The 23,019-nt window shown below is 63.9% G+C and carries 21 protein-coding genes; 9 read left to right on the top strand and 12 right to left on the bottom strand.

All coding sequences use genetic code 11. The annotated features are described in order from the left end of the window. The first annotated feature begins 4 nt into the window (after nt 1-4). Genes JL811_RS16500 through JL811_RS16510 form a run of 3 tightly spaced genes read left to right on the top strand, consistent with a single transcriptional unit; the run spans nt 5 to nt 2,488 of the window. Complete coding sequence (locus tag JL811_RS16500; RefSeq protein ID WP_202689805.1) at nt 5-763, top strand: ABC transporter permease; 759 nt, start codon at nt 5-7, stop codon at nt 761-763. Further along, nucleotides 753-1,499, top strand: a complete 747-nt coding sequence (locus JL811_RS16505; RefSeq protein WP_202689806.1) for an ABC transporter ATP-binding protein — start codon at nt 753-755, stop codon at nt 1,497-1,499. Before JL811_RS16500 ends, JL811_RS16505 begins: the two co-directional genes overlap by 11 nt. After that, nucleotides 1,496-2,488 carry an ABC transporter substrate-binding protein gene (locus JL811_RS16510; RefSeq protein ID WP_202689807.1) on the top strand — a complete coding sequence of 331 codons (993 nt, stop codon included), beginning with the start codon at nt 1,496-1,498 and terminating at the stop codon, nt 2,486-2,488. The genes JL811_RS16505 and JL811_RS16510 overlap by 4 nt, the downstream gene beginning before the upstream one ends. An 85-nt stretch (nt 2,489-2,573) precedes the next feature. On the opposite strand, the gene JL811_RS16515 is transcribed toward JL811_RS16510, so the two are convergent. From JL811_RS16515 to JL811_RS16535, 5 genes are all read right to left on the bottom strand, one after another. Continuing rightward, on the bottom strand, nt 2,574-3,917 hold the full coding sequence (locus JL811_RS16515; protein ID WP_202689808.1) for an NAD(P)-binding domain-containing protein: 1,344 nt from the start codon (nt 3,915-3,917) through the stop codon (nt 2,574-2,576). Between the two features lie 283 nt (nt 3,918-4,200). Beyond that, on the bottom strand, nt 4,201-5,508 hold the full coding sequence (gene glnT / locus JL811_RS16520) for a type III glutamate--ammonia ligase (RefSeq protein WP_202689809.1): 1,308 nt from the start codon (nt 5,506-5,508) through the stop codon (nt 4,201-4,203). 91 nt (nt 5,509-5,599) lie between these two features. Then, nucleotides 5,600-6,928 (bottom strand): FMN-binding glutamate synthase family protein, encoded by a 1,329-nt coding sequence (locus JL811_RS16525; protein ID WP_202689810.1) that lies wholly within the window; start codon nt 6,926-6,928, stop codon nt 5,600-5,602. An 8-nt stretch (nt 6,929-6,936) separates the two neighbouring features. Next, nucleotides 6,937-7,626: a GltB/FmdC/FwdC-like GXGXG domain-containing protein gene (locus tag JL811_RS16530; RefSeq protein ID WP_202689811.1), complete on the bottom strand. Its 690-nt coding sequence runs from the start codon at nt 7,624-7,626 to the stop codon at nt 6,937-6,939. Between the two features lie 4 nt (nt 7,627-7,630). Beyond that, nucleotides 7,631-8,527: a class II glutamine amidotransferase gene (locus tag JL811_RS16535; protein WP_202689812.1), complete on the bottom strand. Its 897-nt coding sequence runs from the start codon at nt 8,525-8,527 to the stop codon at nt 7,631-7,633. Between the two features lie 318 nt (nt 8,528-8,845). Between JL811_RS16535 and JL811_RS16540 the strand changes: the two genes are divergently transcribed. Continuing rightward, complete coding sequence (locus tag JL811_RS16540) at nt 8,846-10,198, top strand: ammonium transporter (RefSeq protein ID WP_202689813.1); 1,353 nt, start codon at nt 8,846-8,848, stop codon at nt 10,196-10,198. Between the two features lie 29 nt (nt 10,199-10,227). Then, a complete protein-coding gene (locus tag JL811_RS16545; protein ID WP_202689814.1) occupies nt 10,228-10,446 on the top strand; it encodes a hypothetical protein in 219 nt (72 codons plus the stop codon). Between the two features lie 108 nt (nt 10,447-10,554). On the opposite strand, the gene JL811_RS16550 is transcribed toward JL811_RS16545, so the two are convergent. The 7 genes from JL811_RS16550 to JL811_RS16580 all read right to left on the bottom strand — a co-directional run bounded on the left by JL811_RS16550 (nt 10,555) and on the right by JL811_RS16580 (nt 18,420). Continuing rightward, on the bottom strand, nt 10,555-11,214 hold the full coding sequence (locus JL811_RS16550) for a helix-turn-helix domain-containing protein (protein WP_202689815.1): 660 nt from the start codon (nt 11,212-11,214) through the stop codon (nt 10,555-10,557). Nucleotides 11,215-11,282: 68 nt separating this feature from the next. Further along, nucleotides 11,283-11,858, bottom strand: coding sequence for a sarcosine oxidase subunit gamma (locus tag JL811_RS16555; RefSeq protein ID WP_202689816.1), 576 nt, complete (start codon nt 11,856-11,858; stop codon nt 11,283-11,285). Beyond that, nucleotides 11,851-14,757 (bottom strand): sarcosine oxidase subunit alpha family protein, encoded by a 2,907-nt coding sequence (locus tag JL811_RS16560; protein ID WP_202689817.1) that lies wholly within the window; start codon nt 14,755-14,757, stop codon nt 11,851-11,853. Before JL811_RS16560 ends, JL811_RS16555 begins: the two co-directional genes overlap by 8 nt. Beyond that, nucleotides 14,754-15,038 (bottom strand): sarcosine oxidase subunit delta, encoded by a 285-nt coding sequence (locus JL811_RS16565; protein WP_202689818.1) that lies wholly within the window; start codon nt 15,036-15,038, stop codon nt 14,754-14,756. The genes JL811_RS16560 and JL811_RS16565 overlap by 4 nt, the downstream gene beginning before the upstream one ends. 46 nt (nt 15,039-15,084) lie before the next feature. Beyond that, the gene (locus tag JL811_RS16570) at nt 15,085-16,335 is read right to left on the bottom strand and encodes a sarcosine oxidase subunit beta family protein (protein ID WP_202689819.1); all 1,251 of its coding nucleotides are present in this window, start codon (nt 16,333-16,335) and stop codon (nt 15,085-15,087) included. Between the two features lie 133 nt (nt 16,336-16,468). Then, nucleotides 16,469-17,197: a response regulator transcription factor gene (locus tag JL811_RS16575; protein ID WP_202689820.1), complete on the bottom strand. Its 729-nt coding sequence runs from the start codon at nt 17,195-17,197 to the stop codon at nt 16,469-16,471. Further along, entirely contained in the window at nt 17,194-18,420 is a 1,227-nt protein-coding gene (locus JL811_RS16580) for a GAF domain-containing sensor histidine kinase (protein ID WP_202689821.1), read from the bottom strand. Before JL811_RS16580 ends, JL811_RS16575 begins: the two co-directional genes overlap by 4 nt. Nucleotides 18,421-18,664: 244 nt before the next feature. Here JL811_RS16580 and JL811_RS16585 point away from each other — a divergent pair, with 244 nt between their 5' ends. The 4 genes from JL811_RS16585 to JL811_RS16600 are packed head-to-tail and all read left to right on the top strand — an operon-like array spanning nt 18,665 to nt 23,019. Next, the gene (locus tag JL811_RS16585; protein ID WP_202689822.1) at nt 18,665-19,675 is read left to right on the top strand and encodes an ABC transporter substrate-binding protein; all 1,011 of its coding nucleotides are present in this window, start codon (nt 18,665-18,667) and stop codon (nt 19,673-19,675) included. A 40-nt stretch (nt 19,676-19,715) separates the two neighbouring features. Continuing rightward, on the top strand, nt 19,716-21,164 hold the full coding sequence (locus JL811_RS16590) for a sugar ABC transporter ATP-binding protein (RefSeq protein WP_202689823.1): 1,449 nt from the start codon (nt 19,716-19,718) through the stop codon (nt 21,162-21,164). Next, nucleotides 21,164-22,084, top strand: a complete 921-nt coding sequence (locus JL811_RS16595) for an ABC transporter permease (protein WP_202689824.1) — start codon at nt 21,164-21,166, stop codon at nt 22,082-22,084. The genes JL811_RS16590 and JL811_RS16595 overlap by 1 nt, the downstream gene beginning before the upstream one ends. Then, nucleotides 22,081-23,019, top strand: coding sequence for an ABC transporter permease (locus JL811_RS16600; protein ID WP_202689825.1), 939 nt, complete (start codon nt 22,081-22,083; stop codon nt 23,017-23,019). Before JL811_RS16595 ends, JL811_RS16600 begins: the two co-directional genes overlap by 4 nt.

Consider the following 23,019-nt stretch of genomic DNA (forward strand, 5'->3'; position numbering starts at 1 on the left):
GCTGATGACGATTCCGCGCATTTTCGCGCCGCTGGCGCTGTTTGCCGCCCTGCTGGCGGGGTGGGAGGCCTATTGCCGGATGGCAGGGGTTCCGCCTCTGGTGTTGCCGCCGCCCTCGGGTGTGCTGCGCGCGCTGGTGCTGCACCGGGCCGAGATCGGCGGCCATGCCCGGGCGACGATGGCTGTGGCGGCGCTTGGGTTCTCCCTGTCGGTGGGCTTTGCCTTTGTAACCTCGGTCGCGCTGCATTTTTCGCACCGGGCCGAACGGGCGCTGATGCCGCTTTTCGTGGCCAGCCAGACCGTGCCGCTGGTGGCACTGGCGCCCCTGATGATTCTGTGGTTCGGCTTTGGCCTTCTGCCCAAGGTGCTGCTGGTGGTGCTGGTCACCTTTCTGCCGATGCTGATGAGCCTGATGTCCGGCTATCGTCAGACACCGCGCGCCTTTGCCGATCTGCTGTTCTCGATGGGGGCCGGGCGCTGGGGCGTCTTCCGCCGCGCCACACTGCCCTCGGCCCGCGCGAGCTTTCTGGCAGGTCTGCGCATTTCGGCGACCTATGCCATCGTTGCCACAATCTTCGCCGAATATGCAGGCGCTCGGCAGGGTCTGGGCATCTATATCCTGTCGGCCAAGAACAATTTCCGCGCCGATCTGGTGCTGGCCGCCGTGGTGGTCTCGGCCTGCCTGACGCTGGCGCTGCTGGCATTGCTGCGGCTGATCGACCGGCTGACAGCCCGGGGACCGGAGGCGCGCAATGACGCTTGATCTGCGCGCGCTGACCATCCGAACCGAAGGTCGCGATATGGTCCAGGATCTGTCGCTGTCGCTGCCCACGACCGGGATCACGGCGCTGATCGGACCTTCGGGCTGTGGCAAGACCTCGGTGCTGAAATGGATGCTGGGCATCCTGCCGCCCGGATTGCAGTCAATGGGCGATCTGTTGCTGGATGGAAGCCCCATCAACCGCCCGCACCCGGCGCTCGGCTATCAGCCGCAGGGGGATGCGCTGTTTCCATGGCTGACCATCGCGCAGAACGCGGCGCTGGGGCTGGAGGTGGCGGGCCTGTCGCGGCGCGCGGCGCAGGCAAAGGTGGACCCGCTGTTCGCGCCCTTCGGGCTGGCAGGAACCGAGGCGATGTTTCCCGCGCAGCTTTCAGGTGGCATGCGCCAGCGCGCGGCCTTTCTGCGCACCATCGTGCAGGACAGCCGTTTCGTGCTGCTGGATGAACCCTTTTCCGCGCTCGATGCGGTGACGCGGCTGCGGATGCAGGACTGGTTGCTGGCGCGGTTGCGCGACACCCCCCGCGCCGTGTTGCTGGTCACGCATGACCTGCATGAGGCAACCAGCCTTGCCGACCGCATTCTGGTCATGGCCGCCGGGCCGGGCCGCATCATCGCCGAAATCCCTGTCACCACCCCGCAAGACCGCCGCCGCGAGGCCGATCTGGCCCCGCTGCGTGAAACCCTGAAATCCCTGTTGCTGGAGGATCTCGACCCATGACCCGCCCTTTTCTGTTCGCCGCCCTGCTTGCCCTGCCTTGCCCGGTTCTGGCCCAGACCGACACCCTGATACCGGTCAGCATCGCGCTGGACTGGACCCTGAACACCAACCATATCGGGCTGATCGCAGCTCGCGACCGGGGGCTTTATACCGAGGCGGGGCTTGAGGTCGATATCCTGCCCTATTCCGACACGAATTCCGCGGCCCTGCTGGCTGCGGGGACGGCCGATTTCGGCTATCTCACCTCACTTGGGTTCATGACTGCGGCTGCGGGCGGGGCTGATCTGACAGCCCTCTGGGCCACGATGCAGCATGATGCCGGGCGACTGGTCTATAATTCTGACAATACCTCCATCACACGCCCCGCCGATCTGTCGGGCATGACCTATGCGGGTTTCGGCAGCGCATGGGAGGCGGCGCTGATCGGCACGATGATCGCCAATGACGGCGGTGATCCGGTCTGGGATACGGTCACCTTGGGCACTGGCGCCTATGAGGCGCTGGCATCGGGTGCCGTGGATTTCACGCTGGAGGTCGCGACATGGGAAGGCGTGAACGGCGAATTGCTGGGGCGGCGGCAATCCTCCTTCCGCTATGCCGATTACGGCATCCCTGATCAGCAGAACGGCTATATCGCCACACGCGGCGCGGTTCTGGCGGAACGCCCTGCGCTGGTGGCCGATTTCATGCGCGCGACCCATGCCGGATATGCATGGGCCGCTGACAATCCCGGGGAAGCCGCCGACCTTTTGCTGGCCGCAGGGGATTTCCCCAATGCAGCGCTTGTGCATGGCTCCATGCGCGCGATTGTCGAGGGTGGTTATCTGCGTGACGCCGCCCGGCCGGTGGGGGGGATCGACCCCGACCGCTTTGCCGGGATGGCGCAGTTCCTGTTCGACAGCGGCGTGCTGAAAGACGCGAGCGGCGCGGCACTGGTCTGGCCGGGCGATGTGTCGGGCTGGTTCGATCAGGGCTGGCGGGCCGAGTGATCCGGCGAGTGTTCCGGCGCGCGGTCTGAAAGACAAAGGCCCCGGCATTCCGCCGGGGCCTTTCGCGGAATGGTCGCCGCCGCGGTCAGTTGCGCAGATAGCTTTCCATCGTGTCCTCCAGCGCATCCTTCCACGGCGTGTGATGCACCGGCGCCATCGTGCCGGTAATGACCGAGCGATAGGCATTGTCGCGGAAGGTCATAATGTTCTGCTTCTTGTGGTCCTTCCATTCAAAGAAGGCCTCGCAGGCGCCATCGACATCGAAACTGGGGTAATCCGTCTCGGCGATCAGTTCCTTGACGTAATCGCCCTGATAATGGATCGCGTCATGCGCATCCTCCCCCGCATCCTCGGCCGCGATCCGGTCGGTCACATCCTTCAGCAGTGCAGCCTTGTCCGACGGAATGGCGATCCGCCCCATGATCGCATCGCGCACCCACCAGGCCTGCGCGTCGAACATGTTGAAGGTGAACCACTGATCCTGCATGCCAAGATAGAACAGTTTCGGATTATGCACCCAGGCGACGCCCTTATACAGATCCGACGCCGCCAGACGGTTCGCCGTCTTCAGCCGCAGATCATCCGGCAGGAAGGGGAAATGATGCTTGTATCCGGTGCACAGGATGATCGCATCGACCTTGGCCGAGGATCCGTCGGCAAAATAAGCTGTGTTCTCGTCCACCCGGTCCAGCCTTGGCACCTCTTTCCAGTTGTCGGGCCAGTTGAACCCCATCGGCGCGGTGCGATGCGCGACGATGATCGACTTGGCGCCGTACTTCCAGCACTGGCTGCCGATATCCTCAGCCGAATAGGAGGTGCCGAGGATCAGGAGATCCTTGCCCGCAAATTCCCGTGCATCGCGGAAATCATGGGCATGCAGGACGCGCCCGTTAAAACGGTCGAAACCGGGATATTCCGGCACATTCGGCACCGAGAAATGACCCGAGGCGACGATCACGTTGTCGAAGTCTTCCGAATACATCCGGTCATTGGCCAGATCATGCGCGGTGATGGTGAATTTTCCCGTCTTCGCATCGTAATCCACCATGCGGACAGTGGTGGAAAAGCGCACCCAGTCACGCACCCCCGCCTTCTTCACCCGCCCCTCGATATAGTCGAACAGCACTGCGCGCGGCGGGTAAGAGGCGATCTGCTTGCCGAAATGTTCCTCGAATGAATAATCTGCGAATTCAAGGCCTTCCTTCGGGCCGTTCGACCAAAGATAGCGATACATCGAGCAATGCACCGGCTCTCCATATTCATCCAGCCCCGTGCGCCATGTATAGTTCCAGAGCCCGCCCCAGTTGGACTGTTTCTCGAAACAGACCACCTCGGGGATCTCCTCCCCCTTGGCGCGCGCGGACTGGAAGGCGCGCAACTGCGCAAGCCCTGACGGACCCGCTCCGATGACGGCTACTCTTGTGTTCATGTCGACCTCCGGCTGTTGTTCTTCTTGCAATGCCCCCGGCATTGCCCTTGGGCGAAGACTAGAAGGATATTTAATCCTGTGTCAAATCTTCTTCCTGAAGGTAAACAGATTGGCGGCCCTGCTGCCTCCGGCGCCGCGCACATTGGCCTTGGAAGGCGCAGCAGGCCGCAGAGATCTGACCGGCGCCCATCCGAAAAAGAAGCGCCCCGGATTGCTCCGGGGCCAGTCAGGGACCGGAGGGGACAGGGCCGTCCCCCCCCGGGAATGCGGGATACCGGGAGTGTCAGATATCCAGCGTCGTCTCGGTTTCCCAACGCGAGAAATGCGAACAGTAATCCGTCCATTCCTTGTGCTTGAGCTTGAGGAAGGCGGAGGAGAATTCTTCGCCCATCATCGCCTTCAGGGTCTTGTCCTTGTCATAGTCGCGCAGCGCATCCAGAAGGTTCAGCGGCAGTTTCGGCGCACCCTTCACCTTGTAGCCCTCGGCATACATGTCGATGTCATGCCGCTTGCCCGGATCGGCCTTGCTGCGCACCCCGTCCAGACCCGCCGCAATGATGACCGCCTGCAACAGATAGGGATTGGCCGCCCCGTCGGGCAGGCGCAGTTCAAACCGTCCCGGCCCCGGCACGCGCACCATATGGGTGCGGTTGTTGCCGGTCCATGTCACGGTATTGGGTGCCCATGTCGCCCCGCTGGTGGTGCGCGGCGCGTTGATGCGTTTATAGCTGTTCACCGTCGGATTGGTGATCGCGGCCAGCGCGCTGGCATGTTTCATGATGCCGCCAAGGAAGGTGCGGCCCTGATCCGACAACCCCAGTTCCTTCGACTTGTCGGCAAAGACGTTCTGCTTGCCGTCAAGGCTCCAGACCGAGATATGGGCATGGCAGCCCGAACCGGTCAGCCCCTTGAAGGGTTTCGGCATGAAGGTCGCGCGGAAGCCGTGCTTTTCGGCGACCGACTTGACCATGAACTTGAAAAAGCTGTGCTTGTCGGCGGTGGCCAGCGCGTCGTCATATTTCCAGTTCATCTCGAACTGGCCGGTCGCGTCCTCATGGTCGTTCTGATAGGCTTCCCAGCCAAGTTCCAGCATGTAATCGCAGATTTCCGAGATCACATCATAGCGGCGCATGATGGCCTGCTGGTCGTAACAGGGCTTCTCGGCGGTATCGTAGATATCCGAGACGCCGGTGCCTTCGGCATTCAGCAGAAAGAATTCCGGCTCGACTCCGGTCTTGACGCGCAGACCTTCCTTGGCGGCCTCGCCGACCAGACGTTCCAGCACATTGCGCGGCGCCTGTTCGACGCGCTTTTCCTCCATCGTGGCGCGGGCCGCGACCCAGGCCACCTCTTTTTTCCAGGGCAACTGAATCACGCTGTCGGGGTCGGGAACGGCCATCAGGTCGGGATGGGCGGGGGTCAGGTCAAGCCATGTCGCAAAGCCCGCAAATCCGGCGCCTTCCACCGACATGTCGGCAATCGCCTGTGTGGGCACCAGCTTGGCGCGCTGTGAACCGAAAAGATCGGTATAGGAAATCATGAAATACCTGACGCCCTTTTCCTTCGCCCATTTGGCAAGGTCTTTCGTCATCGTGTAACTCCCTGTCGTCTCTTATGGTTTTTCCGTTGCGCCCGGTTCGCCCGGGCCTGCCATCCGCCCCGGCCCCGGGGTGGGTTTTCCGTCAGAACCCTCCGTTCCGTCCCGGGATCCAGCTTGTGCCGGCCAGCGGCACACCCGCCATGGCCGCCGCCTCGATGGACAGCGAACACAGATCCTCGGGTTCCAGATTGTGCAGATGGTTCTTGCCGCAGGCCCGCGCGATGGTCTGCGCTTCCAGCGTCATGACCTTCAGAAAATTGCTCAGCCGCCGCCCGCCCAGAACCGGGTCGAACCGCGCCGACAATTCGGGATCCTGCGTCGTGATCCCGGCGGGGTCGCGCCCCTCATGCCAGTCGTCATAGGCACCCGCCGTGGTTCCCAGTTTCTGATATTCCTCTTCCCATTGCGGGTCATTATCCCCCAGCGCGATCAGCGCCGCCGTGCCGATGGCCACCGCATCGGCCCCCAGTGCCATGGCCTTGGCCACATCGGCGCCCGAACGGATGCCGCCCGAGACGATCAGTTGCACCTTGCGATGCATGCCCAGATCCTGCAGCGCCTTCACCGCCTGCGGGATACAGGCCAGGATCGGCATGCCGACATGTTCAATGAACACATCCTGCGTGGCCGCCGTCCCGCCCTGCATGCCGTCCAGCACCACCACATCCGCGCCCGCCTTCACCGCCAGCGCGGTGTCGTAATAGGGCCGCGCGCCGCCGACTTTCACATAGATCGGTTTTTCCCAATCGGTGATCTCGCGCAATTCAAGGATCTTGATTTCCAGATCATCCGGCCCGGTCCAGTCGGGGTGACGGCAGGCGGAGCGCTGGTCGATGCCTTTCGGCAGGTTGCGCATATTGGCAACCCGGTCGGAAATCTTCTGCCCCAGCAGCATGCCACCGCCACCCGGCTTGGCCCCCTGCCCCACCACGATCTCGATCGCATCGCAGCGGCGCAGATCGTCGGGGTTCATCCCGTAGCGGCTGGGAAGATATTGATAAACCAGCGTTCTGGAATGGCCGCGCTCTTCCTCGGTCATGCCGCCATCGCCGGTGGTGGTCGATGTGCCCGCCGCCGTGGCACCGCGCCCCAGCGCCTCTTTCGCGGGGCCCGACAGCGCGCCGAAGGACATGCCCGCAATCGTCACCGGAATGTCCAGATGAATCGGTTTTTTGGCAAAACGCGTGCCCAGCCAGACATCGGTGGCGCATTTCTCGCGATAGCCTTCCAGCGGATAGCGGCTGATCGAGGCGCCGAGGAACAGAAGGTCGTCGAAATGCGGCAGATGGCGCTTGGTGCCGCCGCCACGAATGTCATAGATGCCGGTCGCTGCGGCGCGACGGATTTCCGCGTTCACCGCAGGGGTGAAGGTGGCCGAGAAACGAGGCGGGGTTTTCGGAAATTCGGTCATTCGCTGCCTCAGTAATCCGACGCATTGTCGATGTTGAAATTGTAAAGCTTCCGGGCCGAGCCATAGCGCTTGAACTCTTCGGGCTTTGCCAGCCCGTCGGCCTCACCGCGCTTCAGAAGATCGGCCAGCAGCGCGATATGTTCGGGCCGCATTTCCTTTTCGACGCAATCGGCCCCCAGAGACGTGACCGATCCGCGCACGAACAGCCGCGCCTCGTAAAGGCTGTCGCCCAAGGCGTCCCCGGCATCGCCCAGCACCACCAGATTGCCCGATTGCGCCATGAAGGCCGACATATGGCCGATGCTGCCATGAACCACGATGTCGATCCCCTTCATCGACACACCGCAGCGCGAACTGGCATTGCCCTTGATGACCAGAAGGCCGCCGCGCCCGGTGGCGCCTGCATATTGGCTGGCATTCCCGTCGATGATGACCGTGCCCGACATCATGTTTTCAGCAACGCCCGGCCCCGCCGATCCCTTGATGCGGATCGTTGCCTGCTTGTTCATCCCGGCGCAATAATAGCCGGTTGACCCGCGCACGATGATTTCGACCGGGGCATCCACCCCGGCGGCAATCGCATGGGCGCCCTTGGGGTTGATGACCTCCCAATCGGTCATATTGGTCTGACCCTTCAGCGCATGCAGCGCGGAATTGAGCGCCCGCAGGCCCTCTTCGCCCAGATCGAAACTCTGCATCCTCTTAACGCTCCCAGAAATAGACAGTGGCGGGTTCCGGTTCCCAGACGCGGGCGGTCTCGATCCCCGGCAGATTGACCAGCGCGCGATATTCGCTGCCGAAGGCAACATATTCATCGGTCTCGGCCATGACGGCAGGCTTGCAGGCGATGGGATCACGCACCACGCCAAAGCCGTTTTTCGTGCCGACAACGAAGGTATAGAAACCGTCCAGATCGTCCAGACCGGATTCCAGTGCCTTGCCAAGGCTTTGCCCCTCATCCAGCTTCTGGCTGACATAGGCGGCGGCAACCTCGGTATCGTTCTGCGTCTCGAAACTCTTGCCCTTGCGGATCAGTTCGCGGCGCAAACCGTTATGGTTGGAGAGCGAGCCGTTATGAACAAGGCACTGGTCCGACCCGGTGGAAAACGGATGCGCCCCCATCGTCGTCACCGCCGATTCCGTGGCCATCCGTGTATGGCCGATGCCATGGGTGCCCTGCATCTTTGCGACGCCGAAACGGGTCGCCACATCCTTGGGCAGGCCCACTTCCTTGAAGATCTCGATCGTGTCGCCGACGCTCATCACCTTTACATCGGGGCGCAGGGTGCCAAGGGTGGCGCGCAGCGCCGGGACGGCAGCCGATGCAACCCCGATCACGGCATGGGTGCTTTTCACCTCAACCGTGACGGGCTGACCCGTCGCCGCTGAAAGGTCGTCCTGCAAGCCGCTGAAATCCTTGTCGGGATCGGCAGACTGAATGGTGACCTTGGCCCTGCCTTCGGTGCCCCCGCCATAGATCGCGATTCCGGCGCTGTCAGGCCCTCTGTCGGTCATCGTGACCAGCATATCGGCCAGCATCTCGCCCAGTTTCGGTTCCAGCTTCGGGTCCTTGAGGAACAACCCAACGATGCCGCACATGGATTCGTCTCCTTCGACTGACTGGAATCACGCTAGCATCGTGATTTTTTATATTCAACTGGGAAGAAACTTTTTTCACTTTACAGGAAAACCACTCTCGGACTGCCCGGGCTGCGGCTTTTTCTTGACAGATTGTCGCAGGCGAAGTTTCACTACAGCAAAAAAGTTTGCCAAGGAGGGAAATTTCGTGCCGCTTGCGGTCGATATCCCGCCCATGCCGGTGCCGCGCCGTTGCGCATTCCAACCCCGACCGGGGCAGAGCCGGAACCGGACCGGAACACCGGCCGTCACGGCATCACCAACAGAGAGGGAATGAGGGTGGACACACAACTTGACGCCATCACGACAATCTTCACGGAATTCTATTACTGGGTCACGATCCCGCTGATGTTTCTCATCCATGTGGGATTCTGCATGTATGAGGTGGGCGCCAGCCGAAGACGCAACCACATGCACACGCTGATGAAGAATTCGATGATCATTCCGCTGGTCACGGTCACCTTCTTCTTCTTCGGCTGGTGGATCTACTGGGCGCTGCCGAACGGTCCCTTCATCACCGGCGGCATCGAATGGGAGGCGGCAGCTGCAAATGCAGCCAATTCCGTCAATATGGGCACCAATCTGGACGACCGGATCACAGGTGTGTTCTGGGCGGCCTTCCTGCTGTTTTCATGGACTGCTGCATCAATCGTCTCGGGCGCGGTGATCGAGCGGATCAATTCGGGGGCCTTCTGGGTTCTGGCCGTCGTCATCGGCTCGGGCGCATGGATCATCGACGCGGCATGGGGCTGGCATCCGCAAGGCTGGATGGTCCGGATTCTGGGCTATCACGATGCCTATGCGTCGGGTGTGATCCACGCCATCGCAGGCGGCTTTGCCCTGGGCGTTCTTCTGGTGCTGGGGCCAAGGCTGGGCAAATTCGGCGCCGACGGGTCGATCCGCAACATCCTGCCGCATAACCCCTGGATGGTCGCGGTGGGGCTGTTCATCATCTATACCGGGTTCTGGGGGTTCTATGTTGCCTGCAACATCCCGCTGATCTCCCCCGAGGGCATCGGCGGCCAGATCACCGGCACGACATGGACCGCGACCACGATCTATCTGACCCCGACGTCACTCAGCGCAATCACCTTCAATTTCCTGATGTCACTGTCGGGCGGCATGATGGTGGCCTTCATGGTGTCGAAGGGCGATGCGTTCTGGACCTATTCGGGCGGGCTTGCCGGCATCATCTGCGCCTCGGCGGGCAATGACCTTTATCATCCGATTCAGGCCATGCTGGTCGGCTGCTGCGGGGCCTTTATCGCCTACAAGATGCATTTCTGGGTCGAGCGCACCTTCAAGATCGACGATGCGGTGGGTGCGGTTGCCGTGCATGGCTATGCCGGTTTCGCCGGTCTCATCATCGCGGGCTTCCTGCTTTGGGGCCATCCGTCCAGCCCTTATGAAGGCTTTGCAACGATCAACCCGGTTGGGCAATTGCTGGGCGCGATCATCATGTTCGGCGTCTTGGGTTTTCTGCCCGGCTATCTGGTCGCCAAAGCGCTTCATGCCTTCGGCCTGCTGCGCATCCCGCGCGAGATCGAGATCATGGGCCTCGATTTTCAGGACATGACCCTGCAACGCGAAGCCGAGGAAGAAGTCCGCCACGCCAAACATCAACTCGTCTGACCGACGCCACAGGCAGAAGGAACATCATCATGTCCACGACAGGGATCACAACATGGGCCGTCGATCTGGCCGAGGTGGGACCGATCTATCCGTTTCAGGGCACCGAGGGGCTGCTTTGGATCGTCGGTCTCTTGGTCTGGTTCGGCTGGCATGTCTGGTCGATCCGCTGGGAAAAGGAGTACCAGCGCGACAAGATCGCCCGCTACGGCGATCATGAGACGCTGCGCAGATCGCTGGATATCCACTGAAACCTTGCGCGCCCCCCGTCAGCGGGGGGCGTTGCCTTGCGGCCGGGAGAAGCCGCTGCACGTGAACGCAGAAATGGCCCGCACCGGCAAAGCGGTTTCCGCCCTGCCCTATCCTTGCGGATAGCAGATCACCGACAGATAGCGCGCAGGCAGTTTCGCCAGAACTTCGGGCCCATGCGGCGCATCGGCATCGAAGAACAGACTGTCGCCGGGTTTCAGCGGATAGACCCGGTCACCATGACGATAGTCGATTTCGCCTTCCAGCATGAACAGCAGTTCCAGACCCTCATGCTGAAAGGTCGGGAAAACATCGCTATGTGTGGACAGGGTGATGATATAGGGCTCCACCACCACGCCCGAGGAATTTGATCCGATATGCCCCAGCAGGTGATACTGGTGCCCCGAGCGCGTGCCGCGCCGTTCAATCTCGATATGCTCACCGGCCCTGACATGCTGGGCCTCGCGCAATTCCTCATAGCCGCGGAAAAACGCGGTGACCGGCACCGAAAACGCGTGGCTGAGAACCTGCAGCGTGGTCAGCGAGGGGGAGGTATTGCCATTCTCGATCTTCGACAGCATCCCGATGGACAGGCCCGTGACCCCGGCCAGATCGGCCACGGTCATGCCCTGCTGACGGCGGAAACTGCGCACCTCGCGGCCGATCGCGGCCTCAAGATTGCGTTCCGAGATTTCGCGGGTGCGGTGCGGGTCCTGCACGAAGGCAGGCTTGCCGCGCGGCAGGCTGGGGCTGGCAGGGCCGTCGGACATGCGGGTTTCCGGTTGTTGTGACCTTTCGATTTCACTACCGGGAAACAGGGGGTGCGGCAAGCGTCAGACTACCATACCGCCCGGGCCGCCGCCTCCAGCGCATGCAGCAGGCTTTGCGCCGAGGATCGCGGCCCATAGATCCGCGCGGCCCCTGCCCCCTGCCGGATCAGATAGATGCCCAGATGGTCCATCACCGTGCGCGTGGCAAATCCGTCCGGCGCGGCAGGGAAGTCGACATTGCAAAGCCGTTCCAGCAGCGACGCCAGACCGACGCCTTCACCAACGACCACCAGATCGAAGATGACCCAGGCATCGGTCTGTTCGGTGATCGACGCCGCATCGCCCAGCGCCGCGCGCAGCTGATCGGCAATCCATTCATGGCTGGCAAAGGGGGCCTCGGCAAACCACATGCCGGGTGCCACCCAGAAGGTGCCAAAGGGCGTGCCCGCCTGATACCGCGCGGGTCCCGGCAGCGGCAGGCCCGCAGGGGATGCCGCCCCCACCAGATCCGCGCCCCGCCCGCGCCGTTCCGCGACCGAGGCCAGCGCCAGATCGACGCGTTCGGTGATGCTCAGCGGTCCCACCGCCACCCGCGCCGGGCCATGGGCCCCCAGCGCCGTCATTGCCTGCAAGATCTCAGCCACGCAAACGCTCCCCTTCCGGATCGAAGAAATGGGGTGAGACGATCTCAACCTCGGTATCCTGTCCCGCCAGCAGATTGACCGCGCGCATCCGCTGCCCGATCCGGCCAGCGCCCGCCTTCAGATAGCCCAGCGCGATATCGCTGCCGATATGCGGCGAATAGACCTTGGAGGTCAGCCATCCGGCATCATTCGCCGCAACCGCCGCCGCACCGATATCCAGAAAATGACTGCCCGCCGTCAGACGCGCCGCCGGATCGACCGGCCGCACCCCGACAAGCCGGTAGCCTTCGGGATCGGTCAGCCCCTCGCGCGTGGACAGCACCCGGCCAATGGAGTCTTTCTTTTGTGAGACCATCTTGCCCAGCCCCATGTTCAGCGCGGTGGACTGGCCGTTCAGTTCGCCCCCGGCGACATGGCCTTTCTCGACGCGCATGACGCCCAGCGCCTCGGTGCCATAAACGACCGGGTCATATTCCGCCCCGCGCGCCAGCATCTCGCGCAGCAGCGCATCGCCATAGCGTGTGGGCACCGCGATCTCGAATGCCAGTTCGCCGGAAAAGCTGATGCGGAACAGCCGCGCGCGCAGGCCCCCGCAAACCGTGACATTGCCCGCCCCCATATAGGGAAAGGCCGCGTCGGAAATATCCTGATCGACGATCTTTTCCAGCAGGTTGCGCGCATTCGGCCCCGCGACCGAAAACTGCGCCCAGGCCTCGGTGGTCGAGATCAGCTGCACATCCATATCGGGCCAGAGGCATTGGCGGCAGAATTCCAGATGCCGGAACACGCCGACCGCATTGGCCGTGGTCGTGGTCATCACGTATTCATGTTCGGCCAGCCGCGCGGTGGTGCCGTCGTCATAGACAAGGCCATCCTCGCGCAGCATCAGCCCATAGCGGCATTTTCCGACCTTCAGCGTTGAGAAGGTATTGGCATAGACCCGGTCCAGAAAAGCCCCGGCATCGGTGCCCTGAATGTCGATCTTGCCCAATGTGGTGACATCGCAGATTCCGACCGAGCGGCGCGTGGCCAGCACTTCGCGGTCCACCGACTGGCGCCATTCTGTTTCCCCATCCTTGGGCACCCATTGGGTGCGCAGCCAGTTGCCGACCTCGACAAAAACCGCACACTGTTCGCGCGCCCAGTGGTGACTGGGGGTCATGCGAACGGGCTTGAACTCGGCCCCGCGCGACCGTCCCGCCAGCGTGCCCATCGCAACCGGCGTATAGGGCGGGCGGTAGATCGTGGTGCCGGTCTGCGGAATGCTGCGCCCGGTCAGTTCGGCCATGACCGCAAGCCCCAGCACATTGCCGGTCTTGCCCTGATCGGTCGCCATTCCCAGCGTGGTGTAGCGTTTCAGATGCTCGACCGAGATGAAATTCTCCTGCGCGGCCAGTTTCACATCCTTGACGGTCACATCGTTCTGCTGGTCGATCCAGGCGCGCCCCTTGCCCTGTGGCACATGCCAAAGCGGGGTGATGCGCGGCGTCGCATCCTCGGCTTCCGGCAGATCGGGGGCGGCCCCGGTCAGACCCAGCGCCGCGATGGCCGCATCGCGCCCTGTCCGCAGCGCGCCATGGGTCGACAACACCCCTGCCGCCGCGCCCGCAACCGTCAGGCCGGGCGGGCCGTCGGCACCGGGCACGAAGGCCACAATCGTGTCATCCCAGACCGGGCGGGCACGATGATGGGAATACAGATTCACATTCGGGTTCCAGCCGCCCGAAACCGCCAGTGCATCCACCGTGATGTCACGCCGCTGGCCTTTGCTGTCCTGAACCGTGACCGATTTCAGCCCCAGCCTGCCCCGGCTGTCCACGATCATATCGCCCTTGCGGCTGTCGATCACCTCGACCAGATCAACGCCTTTCGCGCGCAGGTCGGCCGCCGTTCGCAACCCGTCATCGTTATTGGTAAAGACAGCTACCCGCTGCCCCGCCGTCACTGCCCAGCGATTGGCATAGGCGCGCATTGCGCCCGCCAGCATGATGCCGGGCCGGTCGTTATTTTCAAAGGCGATGGGGCGCTCCGTTGCCCCGCCTGCAAGGACCGACCGCCGCGCATAGATCCGCCACAGGATCTGCCGGGGCTTGCCCGCTGCCGGTTCGGCCAGATGGTCGCCCAGCCGTTCAACCGCACCATGGATGCCATGATCGAAGGCCCCGATGACGGTCGTGCGCGGCATCAGCCGCACATTCGGCATCGTGGCGAGTTCCGTCACCACCCCGGCCGCCCAATCCGCCCCCGCCACCTGCCCGATGGTGAAGGTTTCGGCATTCAGCCGCCCGCCCATGCGGAAATCCTCATCGGCAAGGATCACCCTTGCCCCCGCACGCCCCGCCGTCAGTGCCGCCATCAGCCCTGCAGGCCCGGCCCCGATCACCAGCAGATCGCAATGCAGAAAGCCCTTGTCGTAAAGGTCGGGATCTTCCTCGCGGCTGACCGAGCCCAGCCCCGCCGCACGGCGGATGATCGGCTCATACAGCTTTTCCCAGAAACTGCGCGGCCACATGAAGGTCTTGTAATAGAACCCCGCCGCGAAAAAGCTGCTCAGACGGTCATTCACCGCCATCGCGTCAAAGCGCAGGCTGGGCCAGCGGTTCTGGCTTGTCGCCTCAAGCCCGTCGAAAAGTTCGGCCACCGTGGCACGGGTATTGGGTTCACGCCGCGCACCACTACGCAGTTCGACCAGCGCGTTCGGTTCTTCCGATCCGGCCGTCAAGGGCCCGCGCGGGCGGTGATACTTGAAACTGCGCCCCATCAGGCGCACGCCATTGGCCAGCAGCGCCGAGGCCAGCGTATCGCCGGGATGGCCGGTGAATCCCTGCCCGTCAAAGGTGAAGCGCAGGGTCTGGCCCCGGTCGATCTGGCCGCCGGAAATCCGGTTCGATTGGGTCATGTGCTGCGCCCCATTGCCCGGGCCACATCGCGGGCCAGTTCCACCTTTGTGATCTCATGCGTGACGGTGTTGCGCGTCACCACCAGCCAACTGCGGTCGCCCTGTTCGTGATACCAAAGCTCCCGATGGTCACCTGCGGGATTGTCACGCAGATAGGCATAGGTGTGGAAGGCCTCGATCCCGTCGGTCATCCCGTCGGGGCGGTCGATCAGGGCGGCATCGCCCAGATAGACGAATTCCTGCGCATCGCGCGGACCGAGGATCGGGTGATTGATGATCATGCGGCTGCCCTCCGGGCAAGTTGAATGCGCGTATCCATTCCGGACCTCAATGCAGGTTGGGCTGCGCGCCCTGCCCTTTTTCGTCGATCATCCGGCCCTTCAGGAACCGGTCGAAGCGGAAGGCGCGGGCTGTCGGATGCGGCTCATCCCGCGCCAGAAGATGTGCGAAACTCCAGCCCGAGGCGGGTGTGGCCTTGAACCCGCCATAGCACCAGCCGCCGTTGAAATAGAGGCCGTCAACCGGCGTGCGGTCGATGATCGGGCTGCCATCCATCGACATGTCCATGATGCCGCCCCATGTCCGCAAGAGCCGCACCCGCCCGATGGCCGGCATCAGCGCCATGCCGCCCTCGGCCACATCCTCGATCACCGGCAGATTGCCGCGCTGCGCATAGGAGTTGTAGCCGTCGATATCGCCGCCGAAGACGAGGCCGCCCTTGTCGGATTGCGACACATAGAAATGCCCGGCCCCGAAGGTCATCACCCCGTCGATCAGGGGTTTCAGCCCTTCGGAGACGAAGGCCTGCAGGACATGGCTTTCGATGGGCAGGCGCATTCCGGCATGGGCCAACACCCGGCCGGACGATCCCGCCACCGCAACGCCCACCTTTTTCGCCCCGATGAAACCGCGTGTCGTCTCGACCCCCCGGATGCGGCCGTTCTCGATCCGCATTCCGGTGACTTCGCAATTCTGGATCAGATCGACCCCGCGGCTGTCGGCCCCGCGCGCATAACCCCAGGCCACCGCGTCATGGCGCACCGTGCCGCCCCGGCGCTGCATCAGTGCGCCCTTGATCGGAAAGCGGGCATTGTCGAAATTGAGCCAGGGATACAGCGCGCGGACCTGTTCACGGTCCAGCATTTCCGCTCCGGCGCCGTGCAGGATCATGCCATTGCCCCGCCGGGTGAAGGCATCGCGCTGCGCGTCCGTATGGATCAGGTTGATGATGCCGCGCTGACTGACCATCGCGTTGTAATTGAAATCCTGCTCCAGCCCTTCCCAGAGCTTCAGGCTGAATTCATAGAAGGGTTCATTGCCGTCCAGAAGATAGTTGGAGCGGATGATCGTGGTGTTGCGCCCGACATTGCCGCCGCCCAGCCAGCCCTTTTCCAGCACGGCGATCCGGGCCTGCCCGAATTCCTTTGCCAGATAATAGGCTGTGGCCAGCCCATGCCCGCCGCCACCGATGATGATGTAATCGTAATCAGGCTGCGGCGCAGGGTCGCGCCACATCGGTTTCCACCCCCGATGACCGGTCAGGGCCTCGGCAATCACGCGAAATCCGGAATAGCGCATCTCGGGTTCTCCTGCTTCTGGCCCGTTCTAGGCGGGATGCGCGGCGGGAATGCGTGCTTTTCCGCCATCGGCATGGCGGTTTCCGCCATGCCCTGTTTTGTCGGCTTGCCGCACCGCAGCACCCGTCCCGGCCTCAGGCTCCCTGACGCGCCTGCCGGACCAGCCAGCGTTGCAATTCGCCCTCGGCGGTTTCCAGCGCCTCGGGGTTGATGACACGCAGGGCCAGCGCGCGCGCCACGGCACGGCTGCGCTTGTTCATCTGCATGTCCCCGTCCGCCGCGCGTTCCACCTCCAGCTTGTCGTAAAGCGACAAAAGCCGGTTCTGCACCGTGCGCATCGACATGCCCTGCCGCTGCGCCACCATCCGGTCGGACAGACCCAGCGACACATCGACCAGTACGGCATATTCGGCCTCGGTCAGCACCTCGACGGGGCGGATCTGGCGCTGCTGGAACTGGTGCACCTCCCGGTCCACGACGATCTGCCCTTCGACAAGAACCGAGCGCAGCGCCAGATGCAGGCGATCGTTCGAGGCGGTTTTCAGCACATATCCATAAGCGCTTTCCTTGGGCACGATGCGGGAAATGCCGCGCAAATAGGCCTCGTCGGAATAGTTCGACCAGAACAGGATCCGCGTTGCGGGCCGTTCGCGCCAGATCGTGCGCGCGGCCTCGATGCCGTTGCGCCCGCGCATCTGCAGATCCATCACGATGGCCCCGATCGCACCGCGCCGGGCCTCGGTCTCTCCCTGATGGCCGTCGCGGGCCAGCACGATTTCCTCGGCCTCGGGCAGCGCCTTCTGCACGGTCTCGCGCAGATAGGCGGCGTGGAACTGGTCATCCTCGACCAGAAGAACCTTCATGGCACCCCTCCCTTCAGGGCAGCGGCCGGCAGATGGACGCTGATCTGCGTGCCGCGTTCATCGCTGTCGAGGTCGAAATCGGCGGCGATCAGGCGGGCGCGGGTCTGCATATGCGCAAGTCCGCCGCGCGCCACAAGCACCCGTCCGCCCGGAAGGCCGCAGCCATCATCGGTCAGGTCCAGCCGCAGCCCCCCCGCCGCGTCCGTCCCGATCCGCACCGTCACTGATTTTGCCCCGGAATGGCGCACGGCATTGTTGATTGCCTCCTGTGCGATACGGAACATCGCGATGCGCGCCGTGGGTGCCAGACCATCGGCCAACCCGCCCGAGCGGTCCTCAAGCTGAATCGCGATGGGGTCATCGCCGACGGCGCGTTCCAGATGGATCCGCACCGCATGGGCAAAACCGAACAGTTCAAGGATCGTGGGGGCGGCCATGTCGATGGTGCGGCGCAATTCCTCGACACAATCCTGCAACCGCGCAGCCAGAACCGCGCGATCCGCCGCAGCGCCCCCCTGCCGCAGATCACGCAACAGCCGCGTCAGATCGGCCAGCGTCTGGTCATGCAGGTCCATGCCGATCCGCTGGCGTTCATGTTCCAGAAGTTGCGTCAGTTCCAGCGCGCCGACGCGCAGCGCCTCTTCGCGCCGTCTTGCCTGCGCCTCGGTCAGCGCCGATTGCCGCGCCTGTTCGGTCGCGCGGATCGCATGGAAATGCGGCGACAGGATATCGGCGACATAGCGGGCCTGTTCCACCTCGCGCATGCCATAGCGCCCCGCCTGCCGGGATGAGATCGACAAGGCCCCGATCAGATCGCCCTTGACCGACAGGGGCACATGCACCCTTGCCCGCAGCCCGTGTTCAAGGATCGGCTGGTTGAAGGCGCCGGGAAAGGCAAAGCGCGGATCGCAGGTGGCGTCTGGCGTCAGGATGAAATCCACCTCGGCGGCCAGCAGCGCGCGGATCGGCGAGAATTCCAGACGGGTCGAGGTGCGCCGCGCCCAGTCGGTCACCAGCCCGGATTCGTAGGCCGCCGTGATCGTGCGGCCATCGGCCTGTAACATGCAGACATCAATATGGTCATAGGGCAGGAATTGTGCGATCTCATCCGCGACCGCCGCAATGGCCGAGGCGAAATCCAGATGCCCGGCCAGATGGCGGGTAATATTGAAGAAATGCCGCAACAGCGGCACGGGGACCGCCTTTTCCACCATCTGCTGCATGATCTGGCGCCTCCTCCCGGCCCGGGTTTAGCCTAGCACAAGCCCGGGCAATGGCGAGGCATCACCGGGCAGCAGACTTGCGGGTTTCCGCATCCGGCCTGCGGAAACCCGCAAATGCCCTGCCTTGCCAGCCCTACCCGCCATGCCCCGCCCCGGTCTAGGATAGCCCCACAGCGGGGAGACTGGGAGGCACGTTCTCCACCGGCTGCAGGCCCGGCATACGGGCGCAAAACGGGAGGATGACATGATGAACTGCAAAACCTTCGCCCTTGCGGCGACGGCGGTCACGCTGGCCTGTTCCGCCGCGGCGGATACATCGGACAAGCGGATCGCGCTTTCGAACAATTACGCGGGCAATTCCTGGCGTCAGGCGATGCTGACAAGCTGGGAAACCGTGACCGGCCCGGCGGTGTCCGAGGGGATCGTCGCCGCAGCCGATGCCTTCACCACGGCCGAGAATCAGGCGACCGAACAGGCCGCGCAGATCCAGAACATGATCCTTGAAGGCTATGACGCCATCGTGCTGAACGCGGCCTCGCCCACGGCGCTGAATGGTGCTGTGAAAGAGGCCTGCGATGCGGGGATCGTGGTTGTGTCCTTTGACGGGATCGTGACCGAACCCTGCGCCTACCGCATTGCGGTGGATTTCAAGGAAATGGGCCGCAAGCAGGTGGAATATCTGGCCGGGCGCATGCCCGATGGCGGCAATCTGCTGGAAATCCGCGGCCTTGCCGGGGTATTCGTCGATGACGAGATCCATGCAGGCATCACCGCCGGGGTGGCAGAGTTCCCGCAATTCACCATCGCGGGTTCGGTCAATGGCGACTGGGCGCAGGATGTCGCCCAGCGTGCGGTTGCAGGCGTGCTGCCCTCACTGCCCGAGATCGTGGGCGTGGTGACACAGGGCGGTGACGGCTATGGCGCGGCGCAGGCCATCGCGGCAGCGGGCCGTCCGACCCCGGTGATCGTGATGGGCAACCGTCAGGACGAATTGAAATGGTGGGGAGAGCAGCGCGACGCCAATGGCTATGAAACCATGTCGCTGTCGATTGCACCCGGCGTCTCGACGCTGGCCTTCTGGGTGGCGCAACAGGTGCTGGACGGCGCCAGCGTACCGCAGGACCTGACGGTGCCCTTCCTTGAGATCACGCAGGACGGTCTGGATGAGGGCCTTGCCTCGACCCCCGAGGGCGGCGTGGCGAATGTGGAATATTCGCTTGAAGACGCCAAGGCCGTGATCGCAGGCGCGAACTGATCGCGACCGGCAAGACCAGGGCACAGGCAAAGGCGCAACCATGACCCGGACCGAACCCGGCCAACCGCTTGTCACCCTTGACGGGGCGCGAAAATCCTTCGGGGCGATCCGGGCGCTGGATGCCGTGACCCTGACCATCGACAGGGGCGAATGTCTCGCCCTTGTCGGCCATAACGGCGCGGGAAAATCGACGCTGGTTAACCTGATCAACGGCGCGCTGGCGCCCAGTGGCGGCACGGTCAGCTATGGCCTGCCCGACGGGCAGGTGGTGACGGGCGGCGGGGGGATGCGCGCGGCAGGCATCCGCGCCGTGCATCAGGAACTGTCGCTGTGCCCGAACCTGACCGTTCTGGAAAACCTGCGTATCCCGCAGCGTGACCTGACGGGGCGCGGCTGGCGGGCGCTGGCAGCGGCGCGGATCGGGCAGGCGCTGGACCGGATCTTTCCCGGCCATGGCATCCATCCCCGCGCCGTGGTGGGCGATCTGACCCTTGCCGAGCGCCAGATGGTCGAAATCGCCATCGGCTTTGCCGAAGGCGCCATCGCCCCCCGCCTTGTCATTCTGGATGAGCCGACCTCATCGCTGGACGCCTCCATCGCGCGGCAATTGCTGACCCATATCCGCGCCTTCTGTGCGGCGGGCGGTGCTGTGATCTTCATTTCGCATATGATGGGTGAGGTGTTCGATGTCGCCTCGCGCATTGTCGTCATGAAGGACGGCCGCATCACCGGCGACCGGCCCACCGTCGAATTCACCCGCGAAACGCTGGTCGCGGCCATGGGCCATGTTGCCCCCGGTGCGGCCTCAGCCCGCGCAGCCCCACAGGACAGCGCGACAATTCTGACCACACCCGAGGGGCTGACCGCCCGCAAGGGTGAGATTGTGGGCCTTGCCGGTCTGGCGGGCCATGGGCAGGCGGCGGCCCTCGCGCGGTTCTATCTTGGCCGGACCTCGGACTGGCGGCAGTCGGATCCGCCTGCGGCGGTCTTTGTGGCAGGCGACCGCGCGCGCGACGGGCTGATGCCGCTCTGGTCGATCCGGCTGAACACCTCGCTGGCGCGGCTGCCGGGACTGGTGCGGCGCGGTCTGGTGGATCGCCGGGCCGAGGCCGAACTCGCCGAGACATGGAAGGCCCGCATCGGCATCCGCAGCGATGACCTGACCAATCCGATCCTGTCGCTGTCGGGCGGCAATCAGCAAAAGGTGCTGTTCGCCCGGGCGCTGGCAACCGCTGCCCCGGTCGTGGTGATGGATGACCCGATGCGCGGCGTCGATGTCGGCACCAAGACGCAGGTTTATGCCATGATCCGCACCGAGGCCGAGGCGGGCCGCACCTTCCTGTGGTATTCGACCGAGACAGACGAGATCCTGCTCTGTGACCGGGTCTTCGTGTTCCGCAACGGCACCATCGTTGCCGAACTGACCGGCGACGGCATCACCGAGGCCGCCATCCTTGCCCATTCCTTTGACCAAAGGGAAACTGCCTGATGCGGCCCGATCTGCGTATCCTGCTGCCTGTCCTGTCGCTGGCCGTGCTTCTGGCGCTGGTCTTCTGGCTGCAACCCCGCGCGATGAGCTATCGCGGCCTGAACCTGCTGTTCAACCTTGCGGTGCCCATAGCACTCGCCACGGTCGCGCAGATGATCATCATCATGGTCAATGATATTGACCTCTCGATGGGCACATTCGTCAGTTTCGTGGCCTGTGTCACCGCGACCTTCGTGCATGACACCCCGGTGATCGGTTATCTGATGCTGGCCGGGGCGGTGCTGGCCTATGCGGCCATCGGCGCGCTGATACAGGCGCGCGACCTGCCTGCCATTGTCGTCACGCTGGGCATGAGTTTCGTCTGGGCGGGGCTTGCGGTGCTGGTGCTTCCGACGCCGGGCGGGGCCGCGCCCGAATGGCTGCGCACCCTCATGACCGCCCGCCCGCCTTTCGTGCCGATGGCGGTGATCGCGGCGGCGCTGATCGCGCTGGTCGGGCATCTGATCGTGATGCGTTCATCCTTCGGCGTGCTGCTGCGCGGACTGGGTGGCAATGAGAAATCCGTGGCCAAGGCGGGCTGGTCGCCGGTCCTGCTGCGCGCCTCGGCCTACGGTCTTGCCGGGCTGTTCGCGGTGCTGGCGGGCATGACGCTGGTCGGCCTGACCACCGCCGCCGACGCCAATATCGCACTGCGCTATACGCTTTTGTCCATCGCGGGCGTCATCCTTGGCGGAGGGGAGTTCACGGGGGGCCGTGTCTCCCCCGTGGGCGCCGTGATCGGGGCGCTGACCCTGACGCTGGCGGCAAGTTTCCTGAGCTTCCTGAAGCTTTCATCGGACTGGCAGATCGGCGCGCAGGGGGCGATCCTGATCCTTGTTCTGGCCGCACGCCTTCTGTTCGCGCGGAGGGCCCGGGCATGAAAACGCTTCTTGCCCGCCCCTGGATCTGGGCATGGGTCGCGGCGGCGCTGGCCTTCGCGCTGACCGCCGCGATCAGCCAGAATCAGGGCGCCTGGGGACTTGCGGTGGCCGCCCTGACCTTTTCGGCCTTTTCGGTCATCGTCGGGCTGGGGCAGATGTTCGTCATCACGCTGGGCCCCGGCAATGTGGATCTGTCGATCCCCGCCACGATGACGCTTGCGGGGACGGTCTCGCTCAAGGTCATGGACGGGGGGGCGGGGGCCGAGGTGACGGGTCTTGCCATCGCGCTGGCCATCGGGGCCGGAGTGGGGTTGACCAATTACCTGCTGATCCTGCTGATCCGTATTCCGCCGATCATTGCCACGCTGGCGGCATCATTCCTGTATCAGTCGCTGGCGATCTGGTCGAACCGGGGCCTGCGCGTCAAACCCCCCGAAAGCCTTGCCGAATTTGCCGTGGGCCGCAGCCTTGGTCTGCCTAATCTGGCCCTTCTGGCGCTGGTGCTGTCGGTTCTGGCATGGGTCGCGCTGAACCGCGCGGCCTATGGGCGGCAGATATCGGCCATCGGGCAGAACCCGCGCGCGGCGCGCCTGTCGGGCCTGCCGGTCGAGGCGGTGCGGCTGGCAACCTATATGCTGTGCGCGGTGCTGGCGGGGCTGTGCGGTTTCCTTCTGTCCTGCTTTTCGGGCGGGGCCGCGCTGAACATGGGTCAGGAATATCTGCTGGCCTCCATCGCGGTTGTTGTGATCGGCGGTTCTTCCATCGGCGGGGGACGGTCGAACGTGCCGGGCATCTGGGCGGGGGCGCTGTTCCTGTTCCTGATCGTCTCGATGCTCAATTCCTACGGGCTTGGGGCCGGGGTGCGACTGCTGATGACCGGACTTATCATCATTGCCATCGTTGCCGTCGGCAGCCGTGGCCCCAGAGGAACCTGA

The sequence above is a fragment of the Szabonella alba genome, from assembly GCF_016765775.1.
Classification (GTDB): domain Bacteria; phylum Pseudomonadota; class Alphaproteobacteria; order Rhodobacterales; family Rhodobacteraceae; genus Szabonella; species Szabonella alba.